Source organism: Pseudomonas sp. EA_5y_Pfl2_R50 (assembly GCF_963970475.1).
Classification (GTDB): Bacteria; Pseudomonadota; Gammaproteobacteria; order Pseudomonadales; family Pseudomonadaceae; genus Aquipseudomonas.
In genome coordinates this window covers 207,591-234,499 of the sequence record NZ_CAXAPT010000011.1, presented here as the reverse complement: position 1 = coordinate 234,499, position 26,909 = coordinate 207,591, and the positions used below count along the sequence as shown (strand labels likewise).

Genomic DNA, 26,909 nt, shown 5'->3' with positions numbered 1-26,909 from the left:
GGTAGGTGAACTGCACTTCTTCCAGGTGGGTGAAGTGCGCGTTGCCCGGGTCCTGGCAGTTGTGCATTTTGTTGTTGATGGCGACGATGATCGCGTCTTCCAGTTTGGTGGTGTAGTAGTGCTCTTGAGTACCTTGAGCCGAAGTGCGGTACCACTGGATAACGATTTCGCTCATGCGCTCGCCGGAGGTCAGTGCTGCTTGCAGCAGCGGCGAAGCCTTGTCGTAGACCTTGGTGATCACAACTGGCTTGTGAACGCGCTGACCGGTTGGCTGACCGGATTGCGGGTCACGCGGGATGATCACGTCGTGGGTGAAAGCCTGAACCATGACCTGGTCTTCGTGACCTTCCTGGTAGGTGTTGCCCACGGAGTCGGCGGTGAAGGCGCCGGCAGTGATCAGGCCTTGTTTTTCGCCGGTAACCGACATGTACGCTGGTGTAGCCATGGGTGTGCTCCTTGCTGAAATTGAGAGTGCCCGGAGGCGAAATCGCCCGATGGGTGGCCGACTGCCATCAAGGAGCGTGCCAGGTTTTGCGAAGCGCCTGGGATAGGGGCGTTATGTGGGTGCTGGCGGATAAACGTAGGATGTTTGGCCGTGATTTGGGGGTAAAAGTGCGCAAGAAGTTGCGCACTACTGCGTACTACTGCGCAACTTTTTGCGCACTTGGCTGCGGACCAAGAACGGCATGGCCTGCAGGTACTTTTACCCCTAAAATATTATGACCTACTGCGCAACTTCTTGCGCAGTAGGGCGATAGTCCATGCTGCGCGCTTCACATACTCAATTGACGGAGTACTGAGTCCTCTCAATCTCGAAGCTTGGTAGCTCGAATTCAAACGAAAGGAATGGGCCCTGATCAGCAACTTCCTCTGCGACGCATGCAGAAGGCTCAGTGAAACGATCTCACACAGTTACATAGATTGTTTATCTATGACCAGAACGGCGCATGGATAACGGACTCGAGCGGCATGATGCCTGCGATCAGAGGGATCTACTGTTTTTAAAGACCTAGCGCTGGTGCGACTGGTGTTGCCTCGCTGGGCTTGCTTGCTAGAAAATTAACAGTACAAGCCATCAGCCACTCGAATCAACATTTCCTCTACTCGATAGACACCGACGCTGGTGGAAAGCAGCTCAAAAGGACTTTTCCCGAAAAACGTGATTTGGGCTTGAACTGTTGGCGCCGACGGCGAATTGACCCCGTTGCTTAGATATCAATGACCCAGGCAGACTCCTGGTGAACCACTACTTTTACTGGATTTGTGTTGTCTTGAGGGTGGGTTAATCCCACGTCAACACGCAGGTCAATTCACCGTTAGCGTTTACAGACTAACGACATTAAGCTATGCCTTGGCTACTAAAAATTCCTTTATAGTTATATGAGTAAATAAGTTGGATCTTATAGTTCCTTATTACATGTGAAAGCCTATAAATTTTCATTTATATCGAGTTAGCGAATAACGTTTCCAATAAAGCTATTTCTCTAGCCATATTATAAAATATGCATCTTTTATAACACTGAATCGCTTATCAAAAATTCTTCAAGCAAGAGGCACAAAAAAGCCAACGCTACATAGCGTTGGCTTTTTTGTGTTGCACAGTTCAACTATTTTTGAGAATTCTCATTTATTTTGAGAACCTACAGCGGATCAGAAGTCCAGGTTGGACACCGCCAACGCATTGCTCTCGATGAAGTCACGGCGAGGTTCGACCGCATCACCCATCAGGGTGTTGAAGATCTGGTCTGCGCCTATGGCGTCTTCGATGGTGACTTTCAGCATGCGGCGCACGCTTGGGTCCATGGTGGTTTCCCACAGCTGGTCCGGGTTCATTTCGCCCAGACCTTTGTATCGCTGGATGGTGTGGCGCTTGGTGCTTTCGGCCATCAGCCAGTCGAGGGCTTCCTTGAACTCGGTAACCGCTTTCTTGCGCTCGCCACGCTGGATGTACGCACCTTCGTCGAGCAGGGTGCTCAATTGAGCACCGAGGGTGACGACGGTTTTGTAGTCGTTGCTGCCGAAGAAGTCGCGGTTGAAGGTGACGTAGTTCGACAGACCGTGGGAGATCAGTTCGACCTCTGGCAGCCATACACCACGTTCACGGTCTTCACGCAGGCTGGCCTTGTAGACCAGACCGGATTTCTCGACGGTGCGCAGACGGACTTCGTACTGAGCCAGCCAGTCCTGCATCTTGGCGTGATCGCCGAGCATTTCCAGGCTGACGGCCGGCAGGTAGATGAAGTGCTCGGTCAGCTCCTGTGGATACAGGCGCGACAGACGTTTGAGGGTCTTCATCACCATGCGGAAGTCATTCACCAGACGCTCCAGCGCTTCACCGGAAATGCCCGGGGCTTCTTCGTTCAGGTGCAGGCTCGCGTCTTCCAGAGCAGACTGCGTCATGTACTCTTCCATGGCGTCGTCGTCTTTGATGTATTGCTCTTGCTTGCCTTTCTTGACCTTGTATAGCGGCGGCTGGGCGATGTAGATGTAGCCGCGCTCGATCAACTCCGGCAACTGACGGAAGAAGAAGGTCAGCAGCAGGGTACGAATGTGCGAACCGTCGACGTCAGCATCGGTCATGATGATGATGTTGTGATAACGCAGCTTGTCGATGTTGTACTCTTCGCGCCCGATGCCGCAGCCCAGTGCGGTGATCAAGGTGCCCACTTCCTGGGAAGAGATCATCTTGTCGAAACGCGCTTTCTCGACGTTGAGGATCTTGCCCTTGAGCGGCAGGATCGCCTGGGTCTTGCGGTTACGTCCCTGCTTGGCAGAGCCGCCCGCGGAGTCACCTTCCACGAGGTACAGTTCGGACAGCGCCGGGTCTTTTTCCTGGCAGTCAGCGAGCTTGCCTGGCAGGCCGGCGATGTCCAGCGCGCCTTTGCGGCGGGTCATCTCACGGGCTTTACGCGCGGCTTCACGGGCACGCGCCGCGTCGATCATCTTGCCGACGACCAGCTTGGCTTCGTTCGGGTTTTCCAGAAGGAAGTCAGAGAAGTACTTGCCCATTTCCTGTTCGACCGCGGTCTTCACTTCGGAAGAGACCAGCTTGTCTTTGGTCTGCGAGCTGAACTTCGGGTCTGGCACTTTCACCGAAATAATGGCGGTCAGGCCTTCACGGGCATCGTCACCGGTGGTGGCGACTTTGTGCTTCTTCGCCAGACCTTCCTGCTCGATGTAGTTGTTCAGGTTACGCGTCAGTGCCGAACGGAAGCCCACCAGGTGGGTACCGCCATCACGCTGCGGAATGTTGTTGGTGAAGCACAACAGGTTCTCATTGAAGCTGTCGTTCCACTGCAGGGCGATTTCCACGCCGATGCCGTCTTCACGCTGGATGTTGAAGTGGAACACCTGGTTGACCGCAGTCTTGTTGGTGTTCAGGTATTCAACGAACGCACGCAGGCCGCCTTCGTACTTGAACAGTTCTTCCTTGCCGCTGCGCTCATCCTTGAGGACGATGCCGACACCGGAGTTCAGGAAGGACAGTTCACGAATACGCTTGGCCAGGATGTCCCAGCTGAAGTGAATGTTCTTGAAAGTTTCGCTGGAAGCCTTGAAATGAATCTGGGTACCAGTGGTCTCGCTGTCGCCAACGATGGCCATCGGTGCCTGAGGTACGCCGTGGACGTAGGTCTGTTCCCAGATCTTGCCGCTGCGGCGGACAGTCAGAACCAGCTCTTCGGACAGCGCGTTCACTACCGACACACCCACACCGTGCAGACCGCCGGATACTTTGTAGGAGTTATCGTCGAACTTACCGCCAGCGTGGAGGACGGTCATGATGACCTCGGCGGCAGAAACGCCTTCCTCTTTGTGCACGTCTACCGGGATGCCACGGCCGTTGTCTTTAACGGTGATGGACTCATCCGGGTGGATAATGATGCTGATGTCGTCGCAGTGGCCGGCGAGGGCTTCGTCGATCGAGTTGTCGACCACCTCGAACACCATGTGGTGCAGACCGCTGCCATCGTCGGTGTCACCAATGTACATACCGGGACGTTTACGGACGGCATCCAGGCCTTTCAGCACTTTAATGCTCGTTGAGTCGTACGTATTTTCTTCGCTCAATGCCTTCACTCCCGATGGTCGTGGGTCTGGGTGATACGGCCCTGTTCCACGTGGAACAGAGCGACTGGCGTTTCCGTCTGCCAGCCTTCCCTCAATAATTCGTGATCTACACAGGTGATGAACACCTGGCAGCGTAAGTCTTCCAGCAAGCGGCACAGCGCGCGACGGTGGCTCTCGTCCAGCTCGGACGGCAAGTCATCCACCAGATAAATACACTGACCCCGGCGGGCTTGGCTCACCAGATGCCCTTGGGCAATCCGCAGCGCACAAACCACCAGCTTCTGCTGACCCCGGGACAAAATGTCCGCGGCGTTGTGTGCGCCCAATTTAAGACGCAAATCAGCCCGTTGCGGTCCGGCCTGGGTATGACCCATTTGTTGGTCCCGTTGCACGGAACCGGCCAGTACGGCGCTCAATTCCCGGTCTTTGTCCCAGCCTCGGTAATAGCTGAGCGTCAAACCCTCGAGCTCAACCAGTTCGCTCAAGGTTTGTTCAAAGACTGGTTTCAAGGCTTTGATGTAAGCGCGGCGGTATTCATCGATTTCGTCGCTGGCCTGGCACAGTTCCCTGTCCCAAACCGCTTGCGAAACGGCGTCAAGTGTACCATGCCGCAGCCAGGAGTTTCTCTGGCGCAAGGCCTTCTGCAAACGCTGCCAAGTGGCCATGAAACGCGGTTCGACATGGAAAACACCCCAGTCGAGAAACTGCCGGCGAATCTTCGGCGCCCCCTCAAGCAGACGGAAGCTGTCGGGGTTGATCAACTGCAGCGGCAGGATTTCCGCCAGTTGCGCGGCGCTACGGGCGTTCTGGCCGTCGATGCGGATCTGGAACTCGCCCTGACGTTCACGCGATATGCCCAACGCGCTATGGCCACCCTCGGCCAATTCGACCTGACCGAATACGGTGCAGGCGAGTTGCTCGTACTGGATGACCGGCAACAGCCGCGTGCTACGAAACGAACGGGCAAGCCCCAGCAAATGAATGGCTTCCAGAACACTGGTTTTGCCGCTGCCGTTGGCGCCGTAAAGAATGTTGATGCGGGGGGAGGGGGAGAAGGTCACCGGGTGCAGATTGCGCACCGCGGTGACCGAAACACGACTTAAAGACATCCAGGGTCAGCTGATTACAGACGCATCGGCATGACAACGTAAGCCGAATCGTCGTTGTCGGACTCCTGCACCAGCGCACTGCTGTTGGAGTCGGACAGAATCAGGCGAACCTGCTCGGTGGTCATCACGCCCAGTACGTCGAGCAAATAGCTGACGTTGAAGCCGATTTCCAGAGAGCCGCCGTTGTATTCAACGCCGACTTCTTCTTCCGCTTCTTCTTGCTCAGGGTTGTTGGCCTGGATCTTCAACTGTCCGCTGGCCAGTTGCAGACGGATACCACGGTATTTCTCGTTGGACAGAATCGCGGTACGGCTGAAGGCTTCACGCAAGGCCTGACGATCGCCGAGTACCAACTTGTCGCCGCCCTTCGGCAGAACGCGTTCGTAGTCCGGGAACTTGCCGTCGACCAGTTTCGAGGTGAAGGTGAACTCGCCAGTCGTCGCGCGAATGTGGTGCTGACCCAGAACGATGCTGACGTTCCCGTCCGGCTCGGTGAGCAGGCGTGCCAGTTCGAGGATACCTTTGCGCGGCACGATGACCTGGTGGCGATCCGGCTGGCCGATATCGGCTTTCATCGAGCACATTGCCAAACGGTGACCGTCGGTGGCCACGGCGCGGATGACGCCTTCGGACACTTCCAGAAGCATGCCGTTGAGGTAATAACGCACGTCCTGCTGGGCCATGGCGAAACTGGTGCGCTCGATGAGACGACGCAGTTTGCTCTGCTCGAGGCTGCAGGTCAGCGAACCCGGGCCTTCTTCAACCGTCGGGAAATCGTTGGCTGGCAAAGTCGACAGGGTGAAGCGGCTACGGCCAGCCTTCACGACCAGCTTCTGCTCGTCGACCTTGATGTCAATCAGCGCGTCGTTGGGCAGGCTCTTGCAGATGTCCATCAGCTTGCGCGCAGGCACGGTGATGGAACCTGTTTCAGCCGGCTCCTCAAGTTGCACGCGACCGACCAGTTCGACTTCCAGGTCAGTACCGGTCAGCGACAGTTGCTGGCCTTCGACTACCAACAGCACGTTGGAGAGTACCGGCAAGGTCTGTCGGCGCTCGACGACGCCTGCGACCAGTTGCAGGGGTTTCAACAGGGCTTCGCGTTGAATGGTGAAATGCATGGTCTAGTCCCTTGCCTTAATAAGCTGCGCTGGTGTTCATCAAGTGGTCAGTGTACGCAGCAGGTTCTTGTAGTCCTCGCGGATGTCCGCGTCGGATTCCTTAAGTTCGTTGATCTTGCGGCAGGCGTGCAACACGGTCGTATGGTCGCGGCCGCCAAACACATCGCCGATTTCCGGCAGGCTGTGGTTGGTCAGTTCCTTGGACAAGGCCATGGCCACCTGACGTGGACGAGCGACCGAGCGCGAACGGCGCTTGGACAGCAAGTCGGAAATCTTGATCTTGTAGTACTCGGCGACCGTGCGCTGAATGTTATCCACAGAGACCAGTTTGTCCTGCAGCGCCAAGAGGTCTTTCAGGGATTCGCGAATCAGCTCGATGGTGATGTCGCGGCCCATGAAGTGCGAGTGGGCGATCACGCGTTTCAGCGCGCCTTCCAGCTCACGGACATTGGAACGAATGCGTTGGGCAATGAAGAACGCGGCATCGTGCGGCAATTCGACTTTGGCCTGATCGGCCTTCTTCATCAAGATCGCGACACGGGTTTCCAGCTCCGGCGGTTCGACGGCAACCGTAAGGCCCCAGCCGAAGCGGGATTTGAGGCGTTCTTCAAGGCCTTCGATTTCTTTCGGGTAGCGGTCACTGGTGAGAATGACCTGCTGGCCACCTTCAAGCAGAGCGTTGAAGGTGTGGAAAAACTCTTCCTGCGAACGCTCTTTGCGGGCGAAGAACTGAATGTCGTCGATCAGCAACGCATCCACCGAACGGTAAAAGCGCTTGAACTCGTTGATCGCGTTCAGTTGCAGTGCCTTGACCATGTCGGCGACGAAACGCTCGGAATGCAGGTACACGACCTTGGCATTCGGGTTCTTCTTTAATAGATGGTTACCCACCGCGTGCATCAAGTGGGTTTTACCCAGGCCGACGCCGCCATAAAGAAACAGCGGGTTGTAGCCGTGCTTGGGGTTGTCCGCCACTTGCCAGGCCGCCGCGCGGGCGAGCTGGTTGGATTTACCTTCGACAAAGTTTTCGAAGGTAAAGGTGCGATTCAAGTAGCTGGTGTGCTTGAGCGCACCTTCAACCTGCACGGTGCGCTGTTCGGCGCGAACCGGCGCCTGCTGAGACGCGGCACCGGACATCGGATCAAAACTGTCGCGAGACGGTTCATCGCTGACTTCGGGGCTTTTCTGCGTAGAGCGCTTGGCCGTCGGCGCAGGCGTCTGCGCGGGTGCCGGCGTGCTGACAGGCGCGGCATTTGCCTGGGCCTGGGAAACCTGTGCGGCGGCCAATGGCGCATTGGGTGCGGCACGCGGTGCCGAGCTGCGCTTGCTGCCTATTAACAAGGAAAGCGCCGGCGCCAAACCATTGCCATGCTCATCCAGCAGTTCAAGGACGCGGCCCAGGTACTTTTCGTTGACCCAGTCCAGCACAAAACGGTTCGGTGCGTAGACGCGCAACTCGTCGCCTTCGGCTTCGACCTGTAGTGGACGGATCCAGGTGTTGAATTGTTGGGCAGGCAGCTCTTCGCGCAAAAGCTCCACGCACTGCTGCCAAAGTTCCACTGACACGGATATCCCCTAAGTTTGAAAGCCGGTGAGGCAAAAACAAGCGGCCATTGTAGCGGCCAGCCGTCCACTTATCCACATGCAGGTTGCCCGGTCGCCATGATTTATCAATACGTTAAATCGAAAAAAGGCGACCAACGGTGGGTGAATAAGCTCTGTGGATAACCGCCTCTAAGGGCACTGGACAACTGGGGGTTGAACTCAGTGGATAACCAGCCTGTGGATAACAGCCCATTCCACACACAGGTTATCCGATAGCGCAGCACAGGCTGAACACGGTTTTCCACTGTAGTTGTCATTCTCTGTACATCACGCCGTTTAAGGGCTTATGCCACTTATCCACAGAAGAGGGCGTACCTAGCTTTTACAAGCTTTACAGAAAAGCTTTAAATAATTCCCTTCTTTATTTTTATGTTTGGCAGACGGGCTTTCAGCCAGAGATAGCCTCGAGATCTATTTATAAGGAAACGCTGGTTGGAAATTGACCTGAAGGCTTGCTTTCTCTAGAATCCCCGGTCTCTTAAAACGGGGGCCATTCCGGCCCGTTGTGGACGAACCAGGTAACACGACATGAAACGTACTTTCCAACCAAGCACTATCAAACGCGCTCGTACCCACGGTTTCCGTGCTCGCATGGCTACCAAGAACGGCCGCGCAGTCCTGTCGCGTCGTCGCGCCAAAGGTCGTGCGCGTCTGGCAGTTTGATAATCCGGTACTGGAGGTGAGTCAGGACTTCAGTCGGGAAAAGCGTCTGCTTACCCCCCGGCATTTCAAGGCAGTCTTTGACTCCCCTACCGGCAAGGTTCCGGGGAAAAATCTCCTGCTCCTTGCACGCAACAACGATCTCGATCACCCCCGTCTCGGGCTGGTTATCGGGAAAAAGAGCGTAAAGCTCTCCGTTGAGCGCAATCGCCTCAAGCGTTTGATGCGCGAATCGTTTCGTCTGCACCAGGATTCACTGGTCGGCTGGGACATCGTTATCGTCGCGCGCAAAGGTCTGGGCGATGTAGAAAACCCCGAATTGATTCAGCATTTCGGCAAACTCTGGAAGCGTCTGGCACGCAGCAAGCCAGTTCCAGCAGCCAAAACCGAAACTGTAGGGGTAGACAGTACCGATGCGTAAACTGGCCCTCGTTCCGATCCAGTTTTATCGCTATGCCATTAGTCCTTTGATGGCCAGTCACTGTCGTTTCTACCCCAGTTGTTCCTGCTACGCGTATGAAGCCATTGAAAATCATGGCCTTCTGCGCGGTGGCTGGCTGACCTTTCGTCGTTTAGGTCGCTGTCATCCGTGGAATCCCGGTGGTTATGACCCGGTTCCACCTATCCCTACCTCCCGTTCTTCTTCGATGGCCGAGTAATCATGGATATCAAACGCACGATCCTGATCGTCGCCCTGGCAATCGTGTCCTACGTTATGGTTCTTAAATGGAACCAGGACTATGGCCAGGCTGCCCTGCCGACTCAGAATGTTGCTTCCAGTACGACTACATCCGGTTTGCCGGACACCGCCACTGGCAATAATGCTGCCGCCAGTGACGACATTCCGCGCGCCGCAAGCGATACCAGCGCACCTGCCGAAACACCGGTAGCCGCCAGCAAGGATCTGATCCAGATCAAAACCGACGTGCTCGATCTCGCGATCGATCCACAGGGTGGCGATGTCGCTCAACTGACCTTGCCTCTGTATCCACGTCGTCAGGATCGTCCTGATGTGCCGTTTCAGTTGTTCGATAACGGCGGCGAGCGTGTTTACCTGGCGCAAAGTGGCTTGATTGGCACCAACGGTCCGGATGCAAACCCGGCCGGTCGTCCGGTTTACTCCTCCGAGAAGAAGACTTATCAACTGGCTGACGGTCAGGATCAACTCGTCGTTGACCTGAAATTCAGCAAGGACGGCGTCAACTACATCAAGCGTTTCACCTTGAAACGCGGCCTGTATGACGTAGCCGTTTCCTACATTGTGGATAACCAGAGCGCGCAGCCCTGGAATGGCGCGATGTTCGCCCAGTTGAAGCGTGACGACAGCGCCGATCCTTCGTCCACAACGGCTACTGGCACCGCGACTTACCTGGGCGCAGCCCTGTGGACAAGTTCGGAGCCGTACAAGAAAGTGTCCATGAAGGACATGGACAAGGCGCAGTTGAAAGAAACCGTTACCGGTGGTTGGGTAGCCTGGCTGCAACACTACTTCGTAACCGCGTGGATTCCGGCCAAGGGCGAAAACAACATCGTCCAGACCCGTAAAGACAGCAAAGGCAACTACATCATTGGTTACACCGGTCCTACGCTGACCGCTGCACCGGGTGCGAAAGTTGAAACCAGCGCTGTTCTGTACGCCGGTCCGAAAAGCCAGGCTGTGCTGAAAGAGTTGTCCCCAGGTCTGGAACTGACCGTCGACTACGGCATTTTGTGGTTCATTGCCCAGCCGATCTTCTGGTTACTGCAACACATCCACGCCATTGTCGGTAACTGGGGCTGGTCGATCATCTTCCTGACCATGCTGATCAAGGGCCTTTTCTTCCCTCTGTCGGCTGCCAGCTACAAATCGATGGCGCGCATGCGTGCCGTTGCGCCGAAACTGGCGGCTCTGAAAGAGCAACATGGCGATGACCGGCAGAAAATGTCGCAAGCCATGATGGAGCTGTACAAGAAAGAGAAGATCAATCCACTGGGCGGCTGCTTGCCGATCCTGGTGCAGATGCCGGTTTTCCTCTCGCTGTACTGGGTTCTGCTGGAAAGCGTGGAAATGCGTCAAGCGCCGTTCATGCTGTGGATCACTGACCTGTCGATCAAGGACCCGTTCTTCATCCTGCCGATCATCATGGGTGCAACCATGTTCATCCAGCAGCAGCTGAACCCGACTCCTCCGGACCCTATGCAGGCGAAGGTCATGAAAATGATGCCAATCATCTTCACCTTCTTCTTCCTGTGGTTCCCGGCTGGTCTGGTGCTGTACTGGGTTGTGAACAACTGCCTGTCGATTGCACAACAGTGGTACATCACGCGTAAGATCGAAGCGGCGACGAAAAAAGCCGAGGCGTAACTTGCACTGTGGATAACACCACTCAAAACGCCCCCTAGTGGGGCGTTTTGCTATCTGCCACTTTTGTCTGGATTCCGGTTTATGAGCACACCTCGTGAAACCATCGCCGCTGTCGCCACCGCCCAAGGTCGTGGCGGTGTGGGCATCGTCCGTATTTCCGGGCCGTTGGCCAGTGTGGTGGCCAAAGCCATCAGCGGCCGCGAGCTGAAACCACGCTACGCCCATTACGGGCCGTTTTTCAGTGATGACCAGCAAGTACTCGATGAGGGGCTGGCGCTGTATTTTCCGGGACCGAACTCCTTCACCGGCGAAGATGTGCTGGAACTGCAGGGTCACGGCGGCCCTATCGTGCTGGATATGTTACTCAAGCGCTGCCTGGAGCTGGGCTGTCGCCTGGCCCGTCCGGGAGAATTCAGCGAACGCGCCTTTCTTAACGACAAACTCGACCTGGCCCAAGCCGAAGCGATTGCCGATCTGATCGAAGCGAGTTCTGCACAGGCAGCGCGAAATGCCCTGCGTTCCTTGCAGGGCGCATTCTCCCAGCGTGTGCATAACCTCACCGAACAGCTGATCGGTTTGCGCATCTATGTCGAAGCCGCCATCGACTTTCCGGAAGAAGAAATCGACTTCCTTGCCGATGGCCATGTACTGAGCATGCTCGACAAGGTGCGGGATGAATTATCCACAGTCCTGCGCGAAGCCGGACAGGGGGCTTTGTTGCGGGACGGCATGACCGTGGTAATTGCCGGTCGTCCGAATGCCGGCAAGTCCAGCCTGTTGAATGCTTTGGCAGGACGCGAGGCGGCCATCGTTACCGAAATTGCCGGCACCACCCGCGACATCCTGCGCGAACATATCCACATCGACGGCATGCCACTGCATGTTGTAGATACTGCCGGGCTTCGCGATACCGATGATCAAGTGGAAAAGATCGGCGTCGAACGTGCGCTCAAAGCTATTACAGAAGCCGACCGAGTGTTGTTGGTCGTCGATGCTACAGCGCCGGAAGCCGCAGATCCGTTTGCCCTGTGGCCGGAATTTCTCGAAACCCGGCCCGATCCGGCGAAAGTGACCCTGATCCGCAATAAGGCGGACCTGACAGGCGAGGCGATTGCCCTGGAAGTCAGCGATGATGGGCACGTCACCATCAGCCTCAGCGCCAAAGCGGCGGGTGAAGGGTTGGAATTGCTGCGCGAACACCTCAAAGCCTGCATGGGCTACGAACAGACCTCGGAAAGCAGCTTCAGCGCACGCCGCCGGCATCTGGAAGCTCTGCGCCACGCCAGTGCAGCGCTGGAGCACGGTCGCGCGCAACTGACGTTGGCCGGGGCTGGTGAACTGTTGGCTGAAGATTTGCGTCAGGCCCAACACTCTCTGGGTGAAATTACCGGTGCATTCAGCTCGGATGACCTGCTTGGAAGGATCTTCTCCAGCTTCTGCATCGGCAAATAACCCTCCTGCCATTCACAGACAGGTCCGTTCGGGACCTGTCTGCTCCCCTCCTTTTTAAATTCCTTCCACGAGTGCCGGGCAGATTTTTTCGCCCTGAGCGGTTTTCCGCTGCCCGCTACCTCCTCGTTCATCAGATTTCTGTGGATTAAGCCCTGTGAATAACTGCCACTGAGGGCAGTTGATAACAGGGCCTGAAAACTGGATATAAACCCCTCTGTGGATAAGCACCTCATTCATCCACAGGCTTACACCGGTTATCCAAGGGCCTTATTGGCACATGAGCACAGGGTTTTGAATCTCTGTACACATTGTAAAACAAGGCCTGTAGAGATCTATCCACAGAAATGGATGTCAGTAAGAATAAACATAAAAACAAAGGTTTTATAAATTTCTCTCTTTTTTATTCTTTTAACCTCGAGTTCTCCACAGCTGGTTAAATTTTGTGCAAAGGGTTCTTTAGGAAGGGCGAAGTCCCTATACTTGTCGACCAGGTTCAGAAACCTGATCTCAATCTATATTCCTGAATGACCTACTTAAGCAGGCACGAGGTGCGTGGTGGATTTCCCTTCCCGTTTTGAAGTGATCGTCATCGGCGGCGGTCATGCCGGTACCGAGGCAGCACTGGCCTCAGCACGCATGGGTGCAAAAACCCTGTTGCTGACGCATAACGTGGAAACCCTCGGTGCCATGAGTTGCAACCCGGCCATCGGTGGCATCGGTAAAAGTCATCTGGTCAAGGAAATCGATGCCCTTGGCGGTGCCATGGCCACGGCCACCGATCTGGGTGGCATCCAGTTTCGTGTGTTGAACAGCCGTAAAGGCCCGGCCGTGCGTGCAACACGCGCCCAGGCCGACCGTATTCTTTACAAAGCCGCTGTCCGCGAAATCCTGGAAAACCAGCCGAACCTGTGGATATTTCAACAGGCCGCCGACGACCTCATCGTCGAGCAGGAACAGGTTCGTGGTGTTGTCACGCAAATGGGTCTGCGTTTCTTCGCTGATTCCGTAGTGCTGACCACTGGTACGTTCCTTGGCGGACTTATCCACATCGGTTTGCAGAATTTTTCCGGCGGTCGTGCCGGTGATCCACCGTCGATTGCACTGGCTCACCGTCTGCGTGAACTGCCATTGCGTGTCGGTCGTTTGAAAACCGGCACACCGCCGCGTATCGATGGCAAGTCTGTGGACTTCTCGGTGATGACCGAGCAACCGGGTGATACACCCATCCCGGTGATGTCGTTCATGGGCAACAAACAACAGCATCCGCGCCAGGTCAGTTGCTGGATTACTCACACCAATGCCCGCACCCACGAAATCATCGCGGCGAACCTCGATCGTTCGCCGATGTATTCCGCTGCGGGTGAAATCGAAGGCATCGGCCCGCGTTATTGCCCGTCAATCGAAGACAAGATCCACCGCTTTGCCGACAAGGAAAGCCATCAGGTGTTCATCGAACCGGAAGGTTTGACCACCCATGAGCTGTATCCGAACGGGATATCCACAAGCTTGCCGTTCGACGTGCAATTGCAGATCGTGCAGTCGATCCGTGGCATGGAAAACGCGCACATCGTGCGTCCGGGTTATGCGATCGAGTACGACTACTTTGATCCGCGCGATCTGAAATACAGCCTGGAAACCAAAGCCATCGGCGGTCTGTTCTTCGCCGGGCAAATCAACGGCACCACCGGTTACGAAGAAGCCGGAGCTCAAGGTCTGCTTGCTGGCGCGAATGCCGCACTGCGGGCCAAGGGCAAAGAAGCCTGGTGCCCGCGTCGCGACGAAGCCTATATCGGTGTATTGGTCGACGACCTGATCACCCTCGGTACCCAAGAGCCGTACCGCATGTTCACTTCCCGTGCCGAGTACCGTCTGATTCTGCGCGAGGACAACGCCGACCTGCGTCTGACCGAAAAAGGTCGCGAGCTCGGTCTGGTCGATGACGCGCGTTGGGCGGCCTTCTGCAAGAAGCGCGAAAGCATCGAACTCGAAGAGCAGCGCCTGAAAAGCACTTGGGTTCGCCCGAATACGCAGCAGGGCGATGCGATCGCGGAAAAATTCGGCACACCGCTGACACACGAATACAACCTGCTCAACCTCTTGAGTCGTCCGGAAATCGACTACGCTGGTCTGGTCGAAGTGACCGGCAACGGCGCTGAAGATCCACAGGTCGCCGAGCAGGTTGAAATCAAGACCAAATACGCCGGTTACATCGACCGTCAACAGGACGAAATCGCCCGTCTGCGCGCCAGTGAAGACACGAAACTGCCTGTGGATATCGATTACACCAACATTTCCGGCCTCTCCAAGGAGATCCAGAGCAAGCTCGGTGCCACGCGTCCAGAGACGCTGGGTCAGGCTTCGCGGATTCCCGGAGTGACCCCGGCAGCGATTTCGCTGTTGATGATTCATTTGAAAAAACGCGGCGCGGGCCGTCAGTTGGAGCAAAGCGCTTGAGTTCTAAGGTCACTTCGCAACACGCCGAAGAGTTATCCACAGGAGCCCGCGAGCTCGGTGTCAATCTCACTGAAACCCAGCACGAATTGCTACTGGGTTATCTGGCCCTGTTGATCAAATGGAACCAGGCCTACAACCTGACTGCTGTGCGTGATCCGGACGAGATGGTTTCGCGTCACTTGCTCGATAGTCTGAGCGTGATGTCGTTCATCGAAAACGGCCGCTGGCTCGATGTCGGCAGCGGCGGCGGCATGCCGGGGATTCCGTTGGCGATCCTGTATCCGGACTCGCAAGTGACCTGTCTGGACAGCAACGGCAAGAAAACCCGTTTCCTGACCCAGGTCAAACTCGAACTCAAACTGGATAACCTGCAAGTTATCCACAGTCGTGTCGAAGCCTTCCAGCCTGCCCAGCCGTTTAACGGGATCATTTCCCGGGCATTCAGCAGCATGGAGAACTTCACCAACTGGACTCGTCATCTTGGCGATGCCGATACACGCTGGCTGGCAATGAAGGGCGTTCATCCGGCCGATGAGCTGGTAGCATTGCCGGCAGACTTCAAACTCGATAGCGAACACGCCCTGGCCGTACCCGGTTGCCAAGGCCAACGCCATCTGCTGATACTGCGCCGCACGGCATGATTGGGAACACAAGCAAGAATGGCTAAGGTATTCGCGATAGCGAACCAAAAGGGTGGTGTGGGCAAGACCACCACCTGTATCAACCTCGCAGCATCCCTGGTCGCGACCAAGCGCCGGGTGCTGTTGATCGATCTCGATCCACAGGGCAACGCCACCATGGGTAGCGGTGTGGATAAACACGGTCTGGAAAACTCGGTCTATGACCTGCTGATCGGCGAATGCGACCTGGCCCAGGCCATGCATTATTCCGAGCACGGCGGTTATCAACTGCTGCCGGCCAACCGCGACCTGACCGCTGCCGAAGTCGTGCTGCTGGAAATGCAGATGAAGGAAAGCCGTCTGCGCAGCGCACTGGCACCGATCCGTGAAAACTACGATTACATTCTGATCGACTGCCCGCCGTCGCTGTCGATGCTCACGCTCAACGCACTGGTCGCCGCTGACGGGGTCATTATCCCCATGCAGTGCGAGTACTTTGCGCTCGAAGGTTTGAGCGACCTTGTGGATAACATCAAGCGTATCGCTGAACTGCTGAACCCCAACCTGAAAGTCGAAGGTTTGCTGCGGACCATGTATGACCCGCGTCTGAGCCTGATGAACGACGTTTCGGCGCAGCTCAAGGAACACTTTGGCGATCAGCTGTACGACACGGTAATTCCACGCAACATCCGTCTGGCGGAAGCGCCGAGCTATGGTATGCCGGCCCTGGCGTATGACAAGCAATCCCGTGGCGCGCTGGCCTACCTGGCCCTGGCGGGCGAGATGGTTCGCCGCCAACGCAAAAATTCACGTATCGCCGCCGCTCAGGCAACTTAAGGAATCCCCATGGCCGTCAAGAAACGAGGTCTCGGACGTGGACTGGATGCACTGCTGAGTGGTCCGACCGTCAGCGCGCTGGAAGAACAGGCTGCGCAAGCTGACACTCGCGAGCTGCAGCACTTGCCGCTGGATCTGCTCCAGCGCGGTAAATACCAGCCGCGTCGGGACATGGACCCGCAGGCGCTTGAGGAGCTGGCTGCGTCGATCAAGGCTCAAGGTGTCATGCAGCCGATCGTGGTGCGCCCGATTGGCGGCGGCCGTTTTGAAATCATCGCGGGTGAACGCCGCTGGCGCGCGAGTCAACAGGCCGGGCAGGAAACCATTCCGGCCATGGTCCGCGATGTGCCGGATGAAACCGCGATAGCCATTGCGCTGATCGAGAATATCCAGCGCGAAGACCTCAACCCGATCGAAGAAGCGGTGGCCCTGCAGCGTTTGCAGCAGGAATTCCAGCTGACGCAGCAACAAGTCGCTGAGGCTGTGGGTAAGTCTCGCGTCACTGTGGCTAACCTGTTGCGGCTTATTGCGCTGCCGGAAGTCATCAAGACCATGCTGTCCCATGGCGACCTGGAAATGGGTCATGCCCGGGCATTGCTCGGTCTGCCGGACAATCAGCAGGTGGAAGGGGCGCGACATGTTGTCGCACGCGGCCTGACTGTGCGCCAAACTGAAGCACTGGTTCGCCAGTGGTTGAGTGGCAAACCAGAGCCTGTGGAAGCCGCCAAACCCGACCCGGATATCGCCCGCCTCGAACAGCGTCTGGCCGAGCGCCTGGGCTCTGCGGTGCAGATTCGCCACGGGAAGAAGGGAAAGGGACAGTTGGTGATCGGTTATAACTCGCTCGATGAGCTTCAAGGTGTGCTCGCACACATCCGCTGAAACATTTACTCATGTAGCGCGCAGTCGGAAATCACTACCTGACAGTTGAATAGGGGCAGAACCGCCCCTATACTCTGCGCGCATTTTGTCGGCACAAATTATGCCAAGTTATTGAATTCTGGCAGCCGACCATTGGAGAGCAAATGTGATGGAAACCCGCAAGCCAAACCGCCTGCCGTTCCATCGCCTGGCGGTTTTTCCGGTGTTGATGGCTCAATTTGTCATTTTGCTCATTGCCGCTTTGGCGCTCTGGCAATGGCACGGAGTCGTTGCCGGATACTCGGGACTTTGCGGAGGCCTGATAGCCTTGCTGCCCAATGTTTATTTCGCTCACAAGGCATTTCGGTTTTCCGGCGCCCGAGCAGCCCAGTCCATCGTCCGGTCTTTTTATGCCGGCGAGGCAGGCAAACTGATTTTGACGGCAGTGCTTTTTGCGCTGGTGTTTGCAGGTGTGAAGCCATTGGCGCCGATAGCTGTATTCGGCGTGTTCGTGTTGACTCAGTCGGTCAGCTGGTTCGCTCCCCTGCTCATGAGAACAAGACTTTCGAGACCTTAGGGCGTTTGAGGCAACCATGGCAGAAACAACCGCTTCGGGCTATATCCAGCACCACTTGCAGAACCTGACCTTCGGTCAGCTACCTAACGGCGGCTGGGGCTTTGCCCATACCGCAGCAGAGGCCAAAGAAATGGGCTTCTGGGCTTTCCACGTCGATACTCTCGGCTGGTCGGTCGCGTTGGGTCTGATCTTCGTACTTCTTTTCCGCATGGCGGCAAAGAAAGCGACTTCGGGTCAGCCGGGTGCTTTGCAGAACTTCGTTGAAGTATTGGTCGAATTCGTCGATGGCAGCGTGAAAGACAGCTTCCATGGCCGTAGCCCGGTGATCGCACCGCTGGCACTGACCATCTTCGTCTGGGTGTTCCTGATGAACGCCGTCGACCTGGTACCGGTCGACTGGATTCCTCAACTGGCCATCCTGATCTCCGGCGACCAGCACATCCCGTTCCGTGCGGTGTCAACTACCGACCCGAACGCGACTCTGGGCATGGCGTTCTCGGTGTTCGCACTGATCATCTTCTACAGCATCAAGGTCAAAGGCCTCGGCGGCTTCATCGGCGAGCTGACCCTGCACCCGTTCGGCAGCAAGAACATTTTCGTTCAGGCCCTGCTGATTCCGGTGAACTTCCTGCTGGAATTCGTCACCCTGATCGCCAAGCCGATCTCTCTGGCTCTGCGTCTGTTCGGCAACATGTATGCCGGTGAGCTGGTGTTCATCCTGATCGCTGTGATGTTCGGCAGCGGCCTGCTCTGGCTGAGCGGCCTGGGCGTTGTTCTGCAGTGGGCGTGGGCTGTTTTCCACATCCTGATCATCACCCTGCAGGCATTCATCTTCATGATGCTGACCATCGTCTACCTGTCGATGGCGCACGAAGAAAACCATTAAGACCAGTTTCGACTAGTCTGATGTCCCTCCCGGTCAAACGGGAGGGGGCTCCTCACGGAGCACCATGAAACGATTTGTTTTACCGCTTTAATCTAAAAAACCTAAACCATACGACGTAAAAGTCGGGAGGAAAGATGGAAACTGTAGTTGGTCTAACCGCTATCGCTGTTGCACTGTTGATCGGCCTGGGCGCACTGGGTACCGCAATTGGTTTCGGCCTGCTGGGCGGCAAGTTCCTGGAAGGCGCAGCGCGTCAGCCAGAAATGGTTCCAATGCTGCAAGTTAAAATGTTCATCGTTGCCGGTCTGCTCGACGCCGTAACCATGATCGGTGTTGGTATCGCTCTGTTCTTCACCTTTGCGAACCCGTTCGTTGGTCAGATCGCTGGCTAATTACCCGGATTCTTCCGAGTAATTTGGTGTGATGGACAACGTAACTGCGAGGTGTTGGCGTGAACATTAATGCGACCCTGATTGGCCAGTCCGTTGCGTTCCTGATTTTTGTACTGTTCTGCATGAAGTATGTATGGCCTCCGGTCATCGCTGCTCTGCACGAACGTCAAAAGAAGATCGCTGATGGTCTGGACGCTGCCAGCCGTGCAGCTCGCGACCTGGAGTTGGCCCAAGAAAAAGCGGGTCAGCAACTGCGCGAAGCGAAAGCTCAGGCAGCTGAAATCATCGAGCAAGCCAAGAAACGCGGTAACCAGATTGTCGAAGAGGCCGTTGAAAAGGCCCGTGTCGACGCTGACCGTGTGAAGGTTCAGGCTCAAGCCGAGATCGAACAGGAACTGAACAGCGTCAAAGACAAGCTGCGTGCCCAAGTGGGCTTGCTGGCTGTCGGCGGCGCCGAGAAGATCCTGGGTGCCACAATCGATCAAAACGCGCACGCAGAGCTGGTTAACCAACTGGCTGCTGAAATCTAAGCGAGGGCGATCATGGCAGAACTGACCACGTTGGCCCGACCTTACGCTAAGGCGGCCTTCGAGCACGCTCAGGCCCACCAGCAACTGGCCAATTGGTCAGCCATGCTCGGCCTGGCTGCAGCGGTGTCGCAAGACGACACCATGCAGCGCGTGCTCAAGGCCCCGCGACTGACGAGCGCAGAAAAGGCCGCCACGTTTATTGACGTGTGCGGCGACAAGTTTGATGCCAAGGCACAGAACTTCATCAATGTCGTTGCCGAAAACGACCGTCTCCCGCTTCTGCCGGAGATTGCCGCTCTTTTCGACCTGTACAAGGCCGAACAAGAGAAGTCGGTAGACGTTGAAGTGACCAGTGCTTTTGCATTGAACCAAGAACAGCAAGACAAACTCGCCAAGGTTCTCAGTGCACGACTCAACCGGGAAGTGCGCCTGCAAGTTGCGGAGGATGCTGCCCTTATAGGTGGTGTCGTTATCCGCGCCGGCGACCTGGTTATCGATGGCTCGATTCGCGGCAAAATCGCGAAACTTGCCGAAGCATTGAAATCTTGAGTTTGAAGGGGCAGCAGAGCAATGCAGCAACTCAATCCTTCCGAAATAAGTGAAATTATCAAGGGCCGCATCGACAAGCTCGATGTGACCTCCCAAGCCCGTAACGAAGGCACTGTCGTCAGCGTGTCTGACGGTATCGTGCGGATTCACGGTCTGGCCGACGTTATGTACGGCGAGATGATCGAGTTTCCGGGCGGCGTCTACGGTATGGCCCTCAACCTGGAGCAAGACTCCGTAGGTGCCGTTGTACTGGGCGCTTACCAGTCTCTGGCTGAAGGCATGAGCGCCAAGTGCACCGGCCGCATCCTTGAAGTTCCGGTTGGTAAGGAACTGCTGGGTCGCGTAGTCGACGCACTGGGTAACCCTGTTGACGGCAAAGGTCCACTGGGCAACACCGAGACCGACGCGGTCGAGAAAGTTGCTCCGGGCGTGATCTGGCGTAAGTCGGTAGACCAGCCTGTACAGACTGGCTACAAGGCTGTCGATGCCATGATCCCTGTCGGCCGTGGCCAGCGTGAGCTGATCATCGGTGACCGTCAGATCGGTAAAACCGCTCTGGCAATCGACGCGATCATCAACCAGAAAGACAGCGGCATTTTCTGCGTCTACGTAGCTATCGGTCAGAAACAATCGACCATCGCCAACGTGGTTCGCAAGCTGGAAGAAAACGGCGCCCTGGCCAACACGATCATCGTGGCTGCCAGTGCTTCGGAATCTCCTGCGCTGCAATTCCTGGCACCGTACTCCGGTTGCACCATGGGTGAATTCTTCCGCGACCGCGGTGAAGACGCGCTGATCGTTTATGACGATCTGTCCAAGCAAGCAGTGGCTTACCGCCAGATTTCCCTGCTGCTGCGCCGTCCACCAGGCCGTGAAGCTTACCCAGGCGACGTGTTCTATCTCCACTCCCGTCTGCTGGAGCGCGCATCCCGTGTTTCGGAAGAATACGTAGAGAAGTTCACCAACGGCGCAGTGACCGGCAAAACCGGTTCCCTGACCGCACTGCCGATCATCGAAACCCAGGCTGGCGACGTTTCCGCGTTCGTTCCGACCAACGTGATTTCCATCACCGACGGTCAGATCTTCCTGGAATCGGCCATGTTCAACTCGGGCATCCGCCCTGCAGTGAACGCCGGTGTTTCGGTATCCCGTGTGGGTGGTGCCGCTCAGACCAAGATCATCAAGAAGCTGTCCGGTGGTATCCGTACCGCTCTGGCTCAGTACCGTGAACTGGCGGCATTCGCCCAGTTCGCTTCTGACCTGGACGAAGCGACCCGTAAGCAACTTGAGCATGGTCAGCGCGTTACCGAGCTGATGAAGCAGAAGCAATACGCACCAATGTCGATTGCTGACATGGCGCTGTCGCTGTATGCCGCTGAGCGTGGGTTCCTGACTGACATTGAAATCGCCAAGATCGGTAGCTTCGAACAAGCGCTGATTGCTTTCTTCAACCGCGATCACGCCGATTTGATGGCCAAGATCAACGTTAAAGGTGACTTCAATGACGAAATCGACGCTGGCATGAAAGCCGGTATCGAGAAGTTCAAGGCCACCCAAACCTGGTAAGCCGCAGCGGGAGCCGCGAGGCTCCCGCTTGCTAACCTGATAGGTGTTACATGGCAGGCGCAAAAGAGATTCGCAGTAAGATTGCGAGCATCAAAAGCACGCAAAAGATTACCAGCGCCATGGAAAAAGTGGCGGTCAGCAAAATGCGCAAGGCACAAATGCGCATGGCTGCTAGCCGTCCTTATGCGGAGCGTATCCGCCAGGTAATTGGGCATCTGGCCAACGCCAACCCGGAATACCGCCACCCGTTCATGATCGACCGCGAAATCAAGCGTGTGGGTTATGTCGTCGTGAGCAGTGACCGTGGTCTGTGCGGCGGCTTGAACACCAACCTGTTCAAGGCCCTGGTCAAGGACATGGCGGTAAACCGCGAAAACGGCGTCGAGATTGATCTGTGTGTTGTTGGTAGCAAGGGTGCGGCCTTTTTCCGCAACTTCGGCGGTAACGTCGTTGCAGCTATCAGCCACCTGGGTGAAGAGCCGTCGATCAATGATCTGATCGGCAGCGTCAAGGTGATGCTGGATGCCTACCTGGACGGCCGTATTGACCGCCTGTCCGTGGTGTCCAACAAGTTCATCAACACCATGACGCAACAGCCTACCGTGGAGCAGTTGATTCCACTGGTGGCCACCCCGGATCAGGATCTCAAGCACCACTGGGACTATCTCTACGAACCGGATGCCAAAGAGCTGCTTGACGGCTTGATGGTCCGCTACGTTGAGTCGCAGGTCTACCAGGCGGTGGTCGAGAACAACGCGGCTGAACAAGCTGCGCGGATGATCGCGATGAAGAACGCTACCGACAACGCCGGTGATTTGATCAGCGATTTGCAGCTGATCTACAACAAGGCGCGTCAGGCTGCGATCACCCAAGAGATCTCGGAAATCGTCGGCGGCGCTGCCGCGGTTTAACGGTTCAAATATTCAGAGGATCCAGCTATGAGTAGCGGACGTATCGTTCAAATCATCGGCGCCGTTATCGACGTGGAATTTCCACGCGACAGCGTACCGAGCATCTACAACGCGCTGACTGTACAAAGCGCGGCCGCAACCACTCTGGAAGTTCAGCAGCAGCTGGGCGACGGCGTGGTTCGCACCATTGCGATGGGTTCCACCGAGGGCTTGAAGCGCGGTCTGGAAGTTACCGACTCTGGCGCAGCCATCTCCGTACCGGTCGGTAAAGCGACCCTGGGCCGGATCATGGACGTCCTCGGCAACCCGATCGACGAAGCTGGCCCGATCGACACCGAAGAGCGCTGGGGCATTCACCGCGCAGCACCTTCGTTCGCTGAACAAGCAGGCGGCAACGACCTGCTGGAAACCGGCATCAAGGTTATCGACCTGGTTTGCCCGTTCGCCAAGGGCGGTAAGGTCGGTCTGTTCGGTGGTGCCGGTGTAGGCAAAACCGTAAACATGATGGAACTGATCCGTAACATCGCCATCGAGCACAGCGGTTATTCCGTGTTCGCCGGTGTGGGTGAGCGTACTCGTGAGGGTAACGACTTCTACCACGAGATGAAGGATTCCAACGTTCTGGACAAAGTGGCACTGGTTTACGGTCAGATGAACGAGCCGCCGGGAAACCGTCTGCGCGTAGCACTGACCGGCCTGACCATGGCCGAGAAGTTCCGTGACGAAGGTAACGACGTTCTGCTGTTCGTCGACAACATCTATCGTTACACCTTGGCCGGTACTGAAGTATCCGCACTGCTGGGCCGTATGCCTTCGGCAGTAGGTTACCAGCCGACCCTGGCTGAAGAGATGGGCGTTCTGCAAGAACGTATCACTTCGACCAAGGAAGGTTCGATCACCTCGATCCAAGCGGTATACGTACCTGCGGACGACTTGACCGACCCGTCGCCAGCGACCACCTTCGCCCACTTGGACGCCACCGTCGTTCTGTCCCGTGACATCGCTTCCCTGGGTATCTACCCAGCGGTAGATCCACTGGATTCGACTTCGCGCCAGCTGGACCCGAACGTAATCGGCCAGGACCACTACGACACCGCTCGCGGCGTTCAGTACGTTCTGCAACGTTACAAAGAGCTGAAGGACATCATCGCGATCCTGGGTATGGACGAGCTGTCGGAAGCCGACAAGCAGTTGGTAAACCGTGCTCGTAAGATCCAGCGCTTCTTGTCGCAGCCGTTCTTCGTGGCTGAAGTCTTCACCGGTGCATCGGGTAAATACGTTTCCCTGAAAGACACCATTGCTGGCTTCAAAGGCATCCTCAACGGTGACTACGACCACCTGCCAGAACAAGCGTTCTACATGGTTGGCGGCATCGAAGAAGCGATCGAGAAAGCCAAGAAACTGTAATCCCGGCGCCCGGCAACGGGCGCTCATTTAGGTTGAGGCAATCAGATGGCTATGACAGTCCATTGCGATATCGTCAGCGCGGAAGGGGAAATCTTTTCCGGCCTGGTCGAGATGGTGATTGCGCACGGTGCACTGGGTGATCTTGGTATCGCTCTGGGTCACGCGCCGCTGATCACTAATCTGAAGCCAGGTCCGATCCGCCTGATCAAGCAAGGCGGGGAAGCCGAGGTGTTCTACATCTCCGGTGGTTTCCTCGAGGTTCAGCCGAACATGGTCAAGGTGCTTGCCGATACCGTGCAACGTGCCGCCGACCTGGATGAAGCTCAGGCTCAAGCAGCTCTCAAGGCTGCCGAGGCTGCTCTGCACGAAAAGAGCGCAGACTTCGACTACGGAGCTGCCTCCGCGCGTCTGGCCGAGGCTGCAGCTCAGCTGCGCACCGTCCAGCAGATCCGCAAGAAGTTTGGCGGTTAATCCGTCAGCCGCTTGTTGTGCGATTGATAAAAAAGGGTAGCCTCGGCTACCCTTTTTTCTTTTCCGAATTCCCAAAAACCGGTCGCAGTTGCTGACCACCCAGGATTGGTAGCCAGTCATGTCTCTTGAAATCGTTATCCTCGCGGCCGGACAAGGCACTCGTATGCGTTCGGCCCTGCCGAAGGTTTTGCACCCGATTGCCGGCAATTCCATGTTGGGCCATGTTATCCACAGCGCCCGGCAACTTGATCCGCAGCGCATTCACGTGGTCATTGGCCACGGGGCCGATGTGGTGCGTGAGCGGCTGGCGGCGGATGACCTGAATTTCGTCCTGCAGGACAAGCAACTGGGCACTGGCCACGCCACCGCTCAAGCGGTGCCGTTTATGACTGCCGACACCGTGCTGATCCTGTACGGTGATGTACCGTTGATTGAAGTCGAAACCCTGCAACGTCTACTCAAGCACGTGGTACCGGGGCAGATGGGGCTGTTGACCGTTGAGCTGGAAGACCCGACCGGTTATGGCCGTATCGTGCGTGACGCTGACGGCAAGGTCGCGGCCATCGTCGAGCACAAAGACGCCAGCGAAGCGCAGCGCGCAATCACTGAAGGCAACACCGGTATTCTCGCCGTGCCGGCCAATCGCCTGGCTGACTGGATGAGCCGGCTGTCGAATAACAATGCCCAAGGCGAGTACTACCTGACTGACGTGATCGAAATGGCGGTTAACGATGGTCTGGTCGTGGCCACTGAGCAACCGCATGACCCGATGGAAGTGCAGGGCGCCAATGATCGCAAGCAACTGTCCGAACTCGAGCGTCATTACCAGTTGCGCGCCGGCCGTCGCTTGATGGCACAAGGCGTCACCCTGCGTGACCCGGCGCGTTTCGATGTGCGTGGTGAGGTCACCGTCGGCCGCGACGTGCTGATCGACATCAACGTGATCCTCGAAGGCCGCGTGGTCATCGAAGACGACGTGGTGATCGGCCCTAACTGCGTGATCAAGGACAGCACCTTGCGCAAAGGCGTGGTGATCAAGGCTAACTCGCACATTGAAGGGGCGATTCTTGGCGAAAACAGTGATGCCGGCCCGTTCGCTCGCCTGCGTCCGGGCACCGTGCTTGAAGCGCGCGCGCATGTGGGTAATTTCGTTGAACTGAAGAATGCGCACATGGGCGAAGGCGCCAAGGCCGGGCACCTGACCTATCTGGGCGACGCCGAAATCGGCGCGCGCACCAACATCGGTGCCGGCACCATCACCTGCAACTACGATGGCGCCAACAAGTGGAAGACTGTGCTGGGCGCCGATGTGTTCATTGGTTCCAACAACTCGCTGGTGGCGCCTGTGGATATCTCCAGCGGTGCAACCACTGCGGCGGGGTCGACCATTACCCAAAATGTGGATAACGCCCAGTTGGCGGTTGGCCGCGCGCGGCAGAAGAACATCGATGGCTGGAAGCGGCCGGAGAAGATCAGGAAAGACTGAGTTATCCACAGTTTCATCTAGCGGCGCAAATCCAATGTGGGAGCGCGCTTGCTCGCGAAAGCGGTAGATCATTCAACATTGATTTGACTGACACCACGCCTTCGCGAGCAAGCCCGCTCCCACATTTTTATGTGCGTCCTTGTCGCAAAGGTGTGACTGCCGCTTGACGGTTTATGGCCAATAGGTTTTGATTGCTTCCGTTATCTTTCGAATCGAAACTTAAGCCGCCATGTCGAAACGCAACACCCCCCAACGCCGCCACAACATTCTCGCCTTGCTCAACGAGCGGGGAGAGGTCAGCGTGGATGAACTGGCGAAGCGCTTCGAAACCTCCGAAGTTACGATTCGCAAGGATCTGGCCGCGCTTGAAAGCCATGGTCTGTTGCTGCGCCGTTACGGCGGCGCAATCACTATGCCTCAGGAGCTGGTCGCGGAAACCGCGCAAAGCGTTTCCCGCTACAAACAGGCGATTGCCCGCGAAGCGGTGAAACGCATCCGCGAACACGCGCGCATCATCATCGATAGCGGCAGCACCACCGCCGCGATGATTCCCGAACTCGGCCAACAGCCGGGTTTGGTAGTGATGACCAACTCCCTGCATGTCGCCAATGCCTTGAGCGAACTTGAGCACGAACCGGTGCTGTTGATGACCGGTGGCACCTGGGACCCGCATTCGGAGTCCTTTCAGGGCCAGGTCGCCGAGCAGGTACTACGCTCTTACGACTTCGACCAACTGTTCATCGGCGCCGATGGCATTGACCTGGTGCGCGGCACCACGACCTTCAATGAACTGCTCGGTCTGAGCCGGGTGATGGCGGAAGTGGCGCGAGAAGTCATTGTCATGGTCGAGGCCGACAAGATCGGTCGCAAGATTCCCAATCTGGAGCTGCCATGGAGCAGCGTCCATACCCTAATTACCGATGATCGCCTGTCGCAAGAGGCACGGGATCAGATTCAGGCCCGCGGTATCACCGTGATTTGCGCGGCTGTCAGTCAGGAGAAATAA

At 56.6% G+C, this 26,909-nt stretch carries 25 protein-coding genes; 20 read left to right on the top strand and 5 right to left on the bottom strand.

Annotation, left to right across the window (positions count from 1 at the left end; genetic code table 11):
* The 5 genes from AACY19_RS19885 to dnaA form a co-directional block, all read right to left on the bottom strand.
* Positions 1 to 445, bottom strand: a 445-nt coding sequence (locus AACY19_RS19885; protein ID WP_339453163.1) for an Hcp family type VI secretion system effector, incomplete at its 3' end; no start/stop codon positions are given.
* 1,205 nt (positions 446 to 1,650) lie between these two features.
* A complete protein-coding gene (gene gyrB / locus AACY19_RS19880) occupies positions 1,651 to 4,068 on the bottom strand; it encodes a DNA topoisomerase (ATP-hydrolyzing) subunit B (RefSeq protein WP_007960764.1) in 2,418 nt (805 codons plus the stop codon).
* 5 nt (positions 4,069 to 4,073) lie between these two features.
* Entirely contained in the window at positions 4,074 to 5,177 is a 1,104-nt protein-coding gene (gene recF / locus AACY19_RS19875) for a DNA replication/repair protein RecF (RefSeq protein ID WP_339453161.1), read from the bottom strand.
* A gap of 14 nt (positions 5,178 to 5,191) precedes the next feature.
* A complete protein-coding gene (gene dnaN, locus AACY19_RS19870) occupies positions 5,192 to 6,295 on the bottom strand; it encodes a DNA polymerase III subunit beta (RefSeq protein ID WP_339453159.1) in 1,104 nt (367 codons plus the stop codon).
* Between the two features lie 39 nt (positions 6,296 to 6,334).
* Positions 6,335 to 7,861, bottom strand: coding sequence for a chromosomal replication initiator protein DnaA (gene dnaA / locus AACY19_RS19865; protein ID WP_339453157.1), 1,527 nt, complete (start codon positions 7,859 to 7,861; stop codon positions 6,335 to 6,337).
* Between the two features lie 567 nt (positions 7,862 to 8,428).
* Here dnaA and rpmH point away from each other — a divergent pair.
* The 20 genes from rpmH (at position 8,429) to AACY19_RS19765 (ending at position 26,909) form a co-directional block, all read left to right on the top strand.
* Positions 8,429 to 8,563, top strand: a complete 135-nt coding sequence (gene rpmH / locus AACY19_RS19860) for a 50S ribosomal protein L34 (RefSeq protein WP_003213577.1) — start codon at positions 8,429 to 8,431, stop codon at positions 8,561 to 8,563.
* Between the two features lie 16 nt (positions 8,564 to 8,579).
* On the top strand, positions 8,580 to 8,981 hold the full coding sequence (gene rnpA, locus AACY19_RS19855; protein WP_339453175.1) for a ribonuclease P protein component: 402 nt from the start codon (positions 8,580 to 8,582) through the stop codon (positions 8,979 to 8,981).
* Entirely contained in the window at positions 8,974 to 9,219 is a 246-nt protein-coding gene (gene yidD / locus AACY19_RS19850; protein WP_010465488.1) for a membrane protein insertion efficiency factor YidD, read from the top strand. The genes rnpA and yidD overlap by 8 nt, the downstream gene beginning before the upstream one ends.
* A 2-nt stretch (positions 9,220 to 9,221) precedes the next feature.
* Positions 9,222 to 10,904, top strand: a complete 1,683-nt coding sequence (yidC, locus tag AACY19_RS19845) for a membrane protein insertase YidC (RefSeq protein WP_339453155.1) — start codon at positions 9,222 to 9,224, stop codon at positions 10,902 to 10,904.
* Between the two features lie 81 nt (positions 10,905 to 10,985).
* Entirely contained in the window at positions 10,986 to 12,356 is a 1,371-nt protein-coding gene (gene mnmE / locus AACY19_RS19840; protein ID WP_339453153.1) for a tRNA uridine-5-carboxymethylaminomethyl(34) synthesis GTPase MnmE, read from the top strand.
* Positions 12,357 to 12,911: 555 nt separating this feature from the next.
* Positions 12,912 to 14,810, top strand: a complete 1,899-nt coding sequence (gene mnmG, locus AACY19_RS19835) for a tRNA uridine-5-carboxymethylaminomethyl(34) synthesis enzyme MnmG (RefSeq protein WP_339453150.1) — start codon at positions 12,912 to 12,914, stop codon at positions 14,808 to 14,810.
* Positions 14,807 to 15,451 carry a 16S rRNA (guanine(527)-N(7))-methyltransferase RsmG gene (gene rsmG, locus AACY19_RS19830; protein ID WP_007911906.1) on the top strand — a complete coding sequence of 215 codons (645 nt, stop codon included), beginning with the start codon at positions 14,807 to 14,809 and terminating at the stop codon, positions 15,449 to 15,451. Before mnmG ends, rsmG begins: the two co-directional genes overlap by 4 nt.
* 18 nt (positions 15,452 to 15,469) lie before the next feature.
* Positions 15,470 to 16,267 carry a ParA family protein gene (locus tag AACY19_RS19825; RefSeq protein WP_008084406.1) on the top strand — a complete coding sequence of 266 codons (798 nt, stop codon included), beginning with the start codon at positions 15,470 to 15,472 and terminating at the stop codon, positions 16,265 to 16,267.
* A 9-nt stretch (positions 16,268 to 16,276) separates the two neighbouring features.
* Complete coding sequence (locus tag AACY19_RS19820) at positions 16,277 to 17,149, top strand: ParB/RepB/Spo0J family partition protein (protein ID WP_250605570.1); 873 nt, start codon at positions 16,277 to 16,279, stop codon at positions 17,147 to 17,149.
* A gap of 148 nt (positions 17,150 to 17,297) precedes the next feature.
* Positions 17,298 to 17,705: a F0F1 ATP synthase subunit I gene (locus AACY19_RS19815; RefSeq protein ID WP_008084411.1), complete on the top strand. Its 408-nt coding sequence runs from the start codon at positions 17,298 to 17,300 to the stop codon at positions 17,703 to 17,705.
* 16 nt (positions 17,706 to 17,721) lie between these two features.
* The gene (gene atpB, locus AACY19_RS19810) at positions 17,722 to 18,591 is read left to right on the top strand and encodes a F0F1 ATP synthase subunit A (RefSeq protein WP_339453143.1); all 870 of its coding nucleotides are present in this window, start codon (positions 17,722 to 17,724) and stop codon (positions 18,589 to 18,591) included.
* Between the two features lie 134 nt (positions 18,592 to 18,725).
* Complete coding sequence (atpE, locus tag AACY19_RS19805) at positions 18,726 to 18,983, top strand: F0F1 ATP synthase subunit C (protein WP_003097235.1); 258 nt, start codon at positions 18,726 to 18,728, stop codon at positions 18,981 to 18,983.
* A 59-nt stretch (positions 18,984 to 19,042) separates the two neighbouring features.
* Positions 19,043 to 19,513, top strand: coding sequence for a F0F1 ATP synthase subunit B (locus AACY19_RS19800; protein WP_003229781.1), 471 nt, complete (start codon positions 19,043 to 19,045; stop codon positions 19,511 to 19,513).
* A 12-nt stretch (positions 19,514 to 19,525) separates the two neighbouring features.
* Positions 19,526 to 20,062 (top strand): F0F1 ATP synthase subunit delta, encoded by a 537-nt coding sequence (locus tag AACY19_RS19795; RefSeq protein ID WP_007911956.1) that lies wholly within the window; start codon positions 19,526 to 19,528, stop codon positions 20,060 to 20,062.
* Between the two features lie 21 nt (positions 20,063 to 20,083).
* Positions 20,084 to 21,628 carry a F0F1 ATP synthase subunit alpha gene (atpA, locus tag AACY19_RS19790; protein WP_016984064.1) on the top strand — a complete coding sequence of 515 codons (1,545 nt, stop codon included), beginning with the start codon at positions 20,084 to 20,086 and terminating at the stop codon, positions 21,626 to 21,628.
* 50 nt (positions 21,629 to 21,678) lie between these two features.
* Positions 21,679 to 22,539 carry a F0F1 ATP synthase subunit gamma gene (gene atpG / locus AACY19_RS19785; RefSeq protein WP_007911960.1) on the top strand — a complete coding sequence of 287 codons (861 nt, stop codon included), beginning with the start codon at positions 21,679 to 21,681 and terminating at the stop codon, positions 22,537 to 22,539.
* A 27-nt stretch (positions 22,540 to 22,566) separates the two neighbouring features.
* The gene (atpD, locus tag AACY19_RS19780) at positions 22,567 to 23,946 is read left to right on the top strand and encodes a F0F1 ATP synthase subunit beta (RefSeq protein ID WP_016772406.1); all 1,380 of its coding nucleotides are present in this window, start codon (positions 22,567 to 22,569) and stop codon (positions 23,944 to 23,946) included.
* A gap of 45 nt (positions 23,947 to 23,991) precedes the next feature.
* Entirely contained in the window at positions 23,992 to 24,417 is a 426-nt protein-coding gene (locus AACY19_RS19775) for a F0F1 ATP synthase subunit epsilon (RefSeq protein WP_007954164.1), read from the top strand.
* Between the two features lie 118 nt (positions 24,418 to 24,535).
* A complete protein-coding gene (gene glmU / locus AACY19_RS19770) occupies positions 24,536 to 25,903 on the top strand; it encodes a bifunctional UDP-N-acetylglucosamine diphosphorylase/glucosamine-1-phosphate N-acetyltransferase GlmU (RefSeq protein ID WP_339453138.1) in 1,368 nt (455 codons plus the stop codon).
* Between the two features lie 229 nt (positions 25,904 to 26,132).
* Positions 26,133 to 26,909, top strand: coding sequence for a DeoR/GlpR family DNA-binding transcription regulator (locus tag AACY19_RS19765; protein WP_339453136.1), 777 nt, complete (start codon positions 26,133 to 26,135; stop codon positions 26,907 to 26,909).

Excerpts from the sequence above, each read along its gene's own strand:
- recF (WP_339453161.1), bottom strand. The coding sequence starts at position 5,177 with ATGTCTTTAAGTCGTGTTTCGGTCACCGCGGTGCGCAATCTGCACCCG.
- dnaN (WP_339453159.1), bottom strand. The coding sequence starts at position 6,295 with ATGCATTTCACCATTCAACGCGAAGCCCTGTTGAAACCCCTGCAACTG.
- rpmH (WP_003213577.1), top strand. The coding sequence starts at position 8,429 with ATGAAACGTACTTTCCAACCAAGCACTATCAAACGCGCTCGTACCCAC.
- yidD (WP_010465488.1), top strand. The coding sequence starts at position 8,974 with ATGCGTAAACTGGCCCTCGTTCCGATCCAGTTTTATCGCTATGCCATT.
- yidC (WP_339453155.1), top strand. The coding sequence starts at position 9,222 with ATGGATATCAAACGCACGATCCTGATCGTCGCCCTGGCAATCGTGTCC.
- mnmE (WP_339453153.1), top strand. The coding sequence starts at position 10,986 with ATGAGCACACCTCGTGAAACCATCGCCGCTGTCGCCACCGCCCAAGGT.
- AACY19_RS19825 (WP_008084406.1), top strand. The coding sequence starts at position 15,470 with ATGGCTAAGGTATTCGCGATAGCGAACCAAAAGGGTGGTGTGGGCAAG.
- AACY19_RS19820 (WP_250605570.1), top strand. The coding sequence starts at position 16,277 with ATGGCCGTCAAGAAACGAGGTCTCGGACGTGGACTGGATGCACTGCTG.
- AACY19_RS19815 (WP_008084411.1), top strand. The coding sequence starts at position 17,298 with ATGGAAACCCGCAAGCCAAACCGCCTGCCGTTCCATCGCCTGGCGGTT.
- atpB (WP_339453143.1), top strand. The coding sequence starts at position 17,722 with ATGGCAGAAACAACCGCTTCGGGCTATATCCAGCACCACTTGCAGAAC.
- atpE (WP_003097235.1), top strand. The coding sequence starts at position 18,726 with ATGGAAACTGTAGTTGGTCTAACCGCTATCGCTGTTGCACTGTTGATC.
- AACY19_RS19795 (WP_007911956.1), top strand. The coding sequence starts at position 19,526 with ATGGCAGAACTGACCACGTTGGCCCGACCTTACGCTAAGGCGGCCTTC.
- atpA (WP_016984064.1), top strand. The coding sequence starts at position 20,084 with ATGCAGCAACTCAATCCTTCCGAAATAAGTGAAATTATCAAGGGCCGC.
- atpG (WP_007911960.1), top strand. The coding sequence starts at position 21,679 with ATGGCAGGCGCAAAAGAGATTCGCAGTAAGATTGCGAGCATCAAAAGC.
- atpD (WP_016772406.1), top strand. The coding sequence starts at position 22,567 with ATGAGTAGCGGACGTATCGTTCAAATCATCGGCGCCGTTATCGACGTG.
- AACY19_RS19775 (WP_007954164.1), top strand. The coding sequence starts at position 23,992 with ATGGCTATGACAGTCCATTGCGATATCGTCAGCGCGGAAGGGGAAATC.
- glmU (WP_339453138.1), top strand. The coding sequence starts at position 24,536 with ATGTCTCTTGAAATCGTTATCCTCGCGGCCGGACAAGGCACTCGTATG.
- AACY19_RS19765 (WP_339453136.1), top strand. The coding sequence starts at position 26,133 with ATGTCGAAACGCAACACCCCCCAACGCCGCCACAACATTCTCGCCTTG.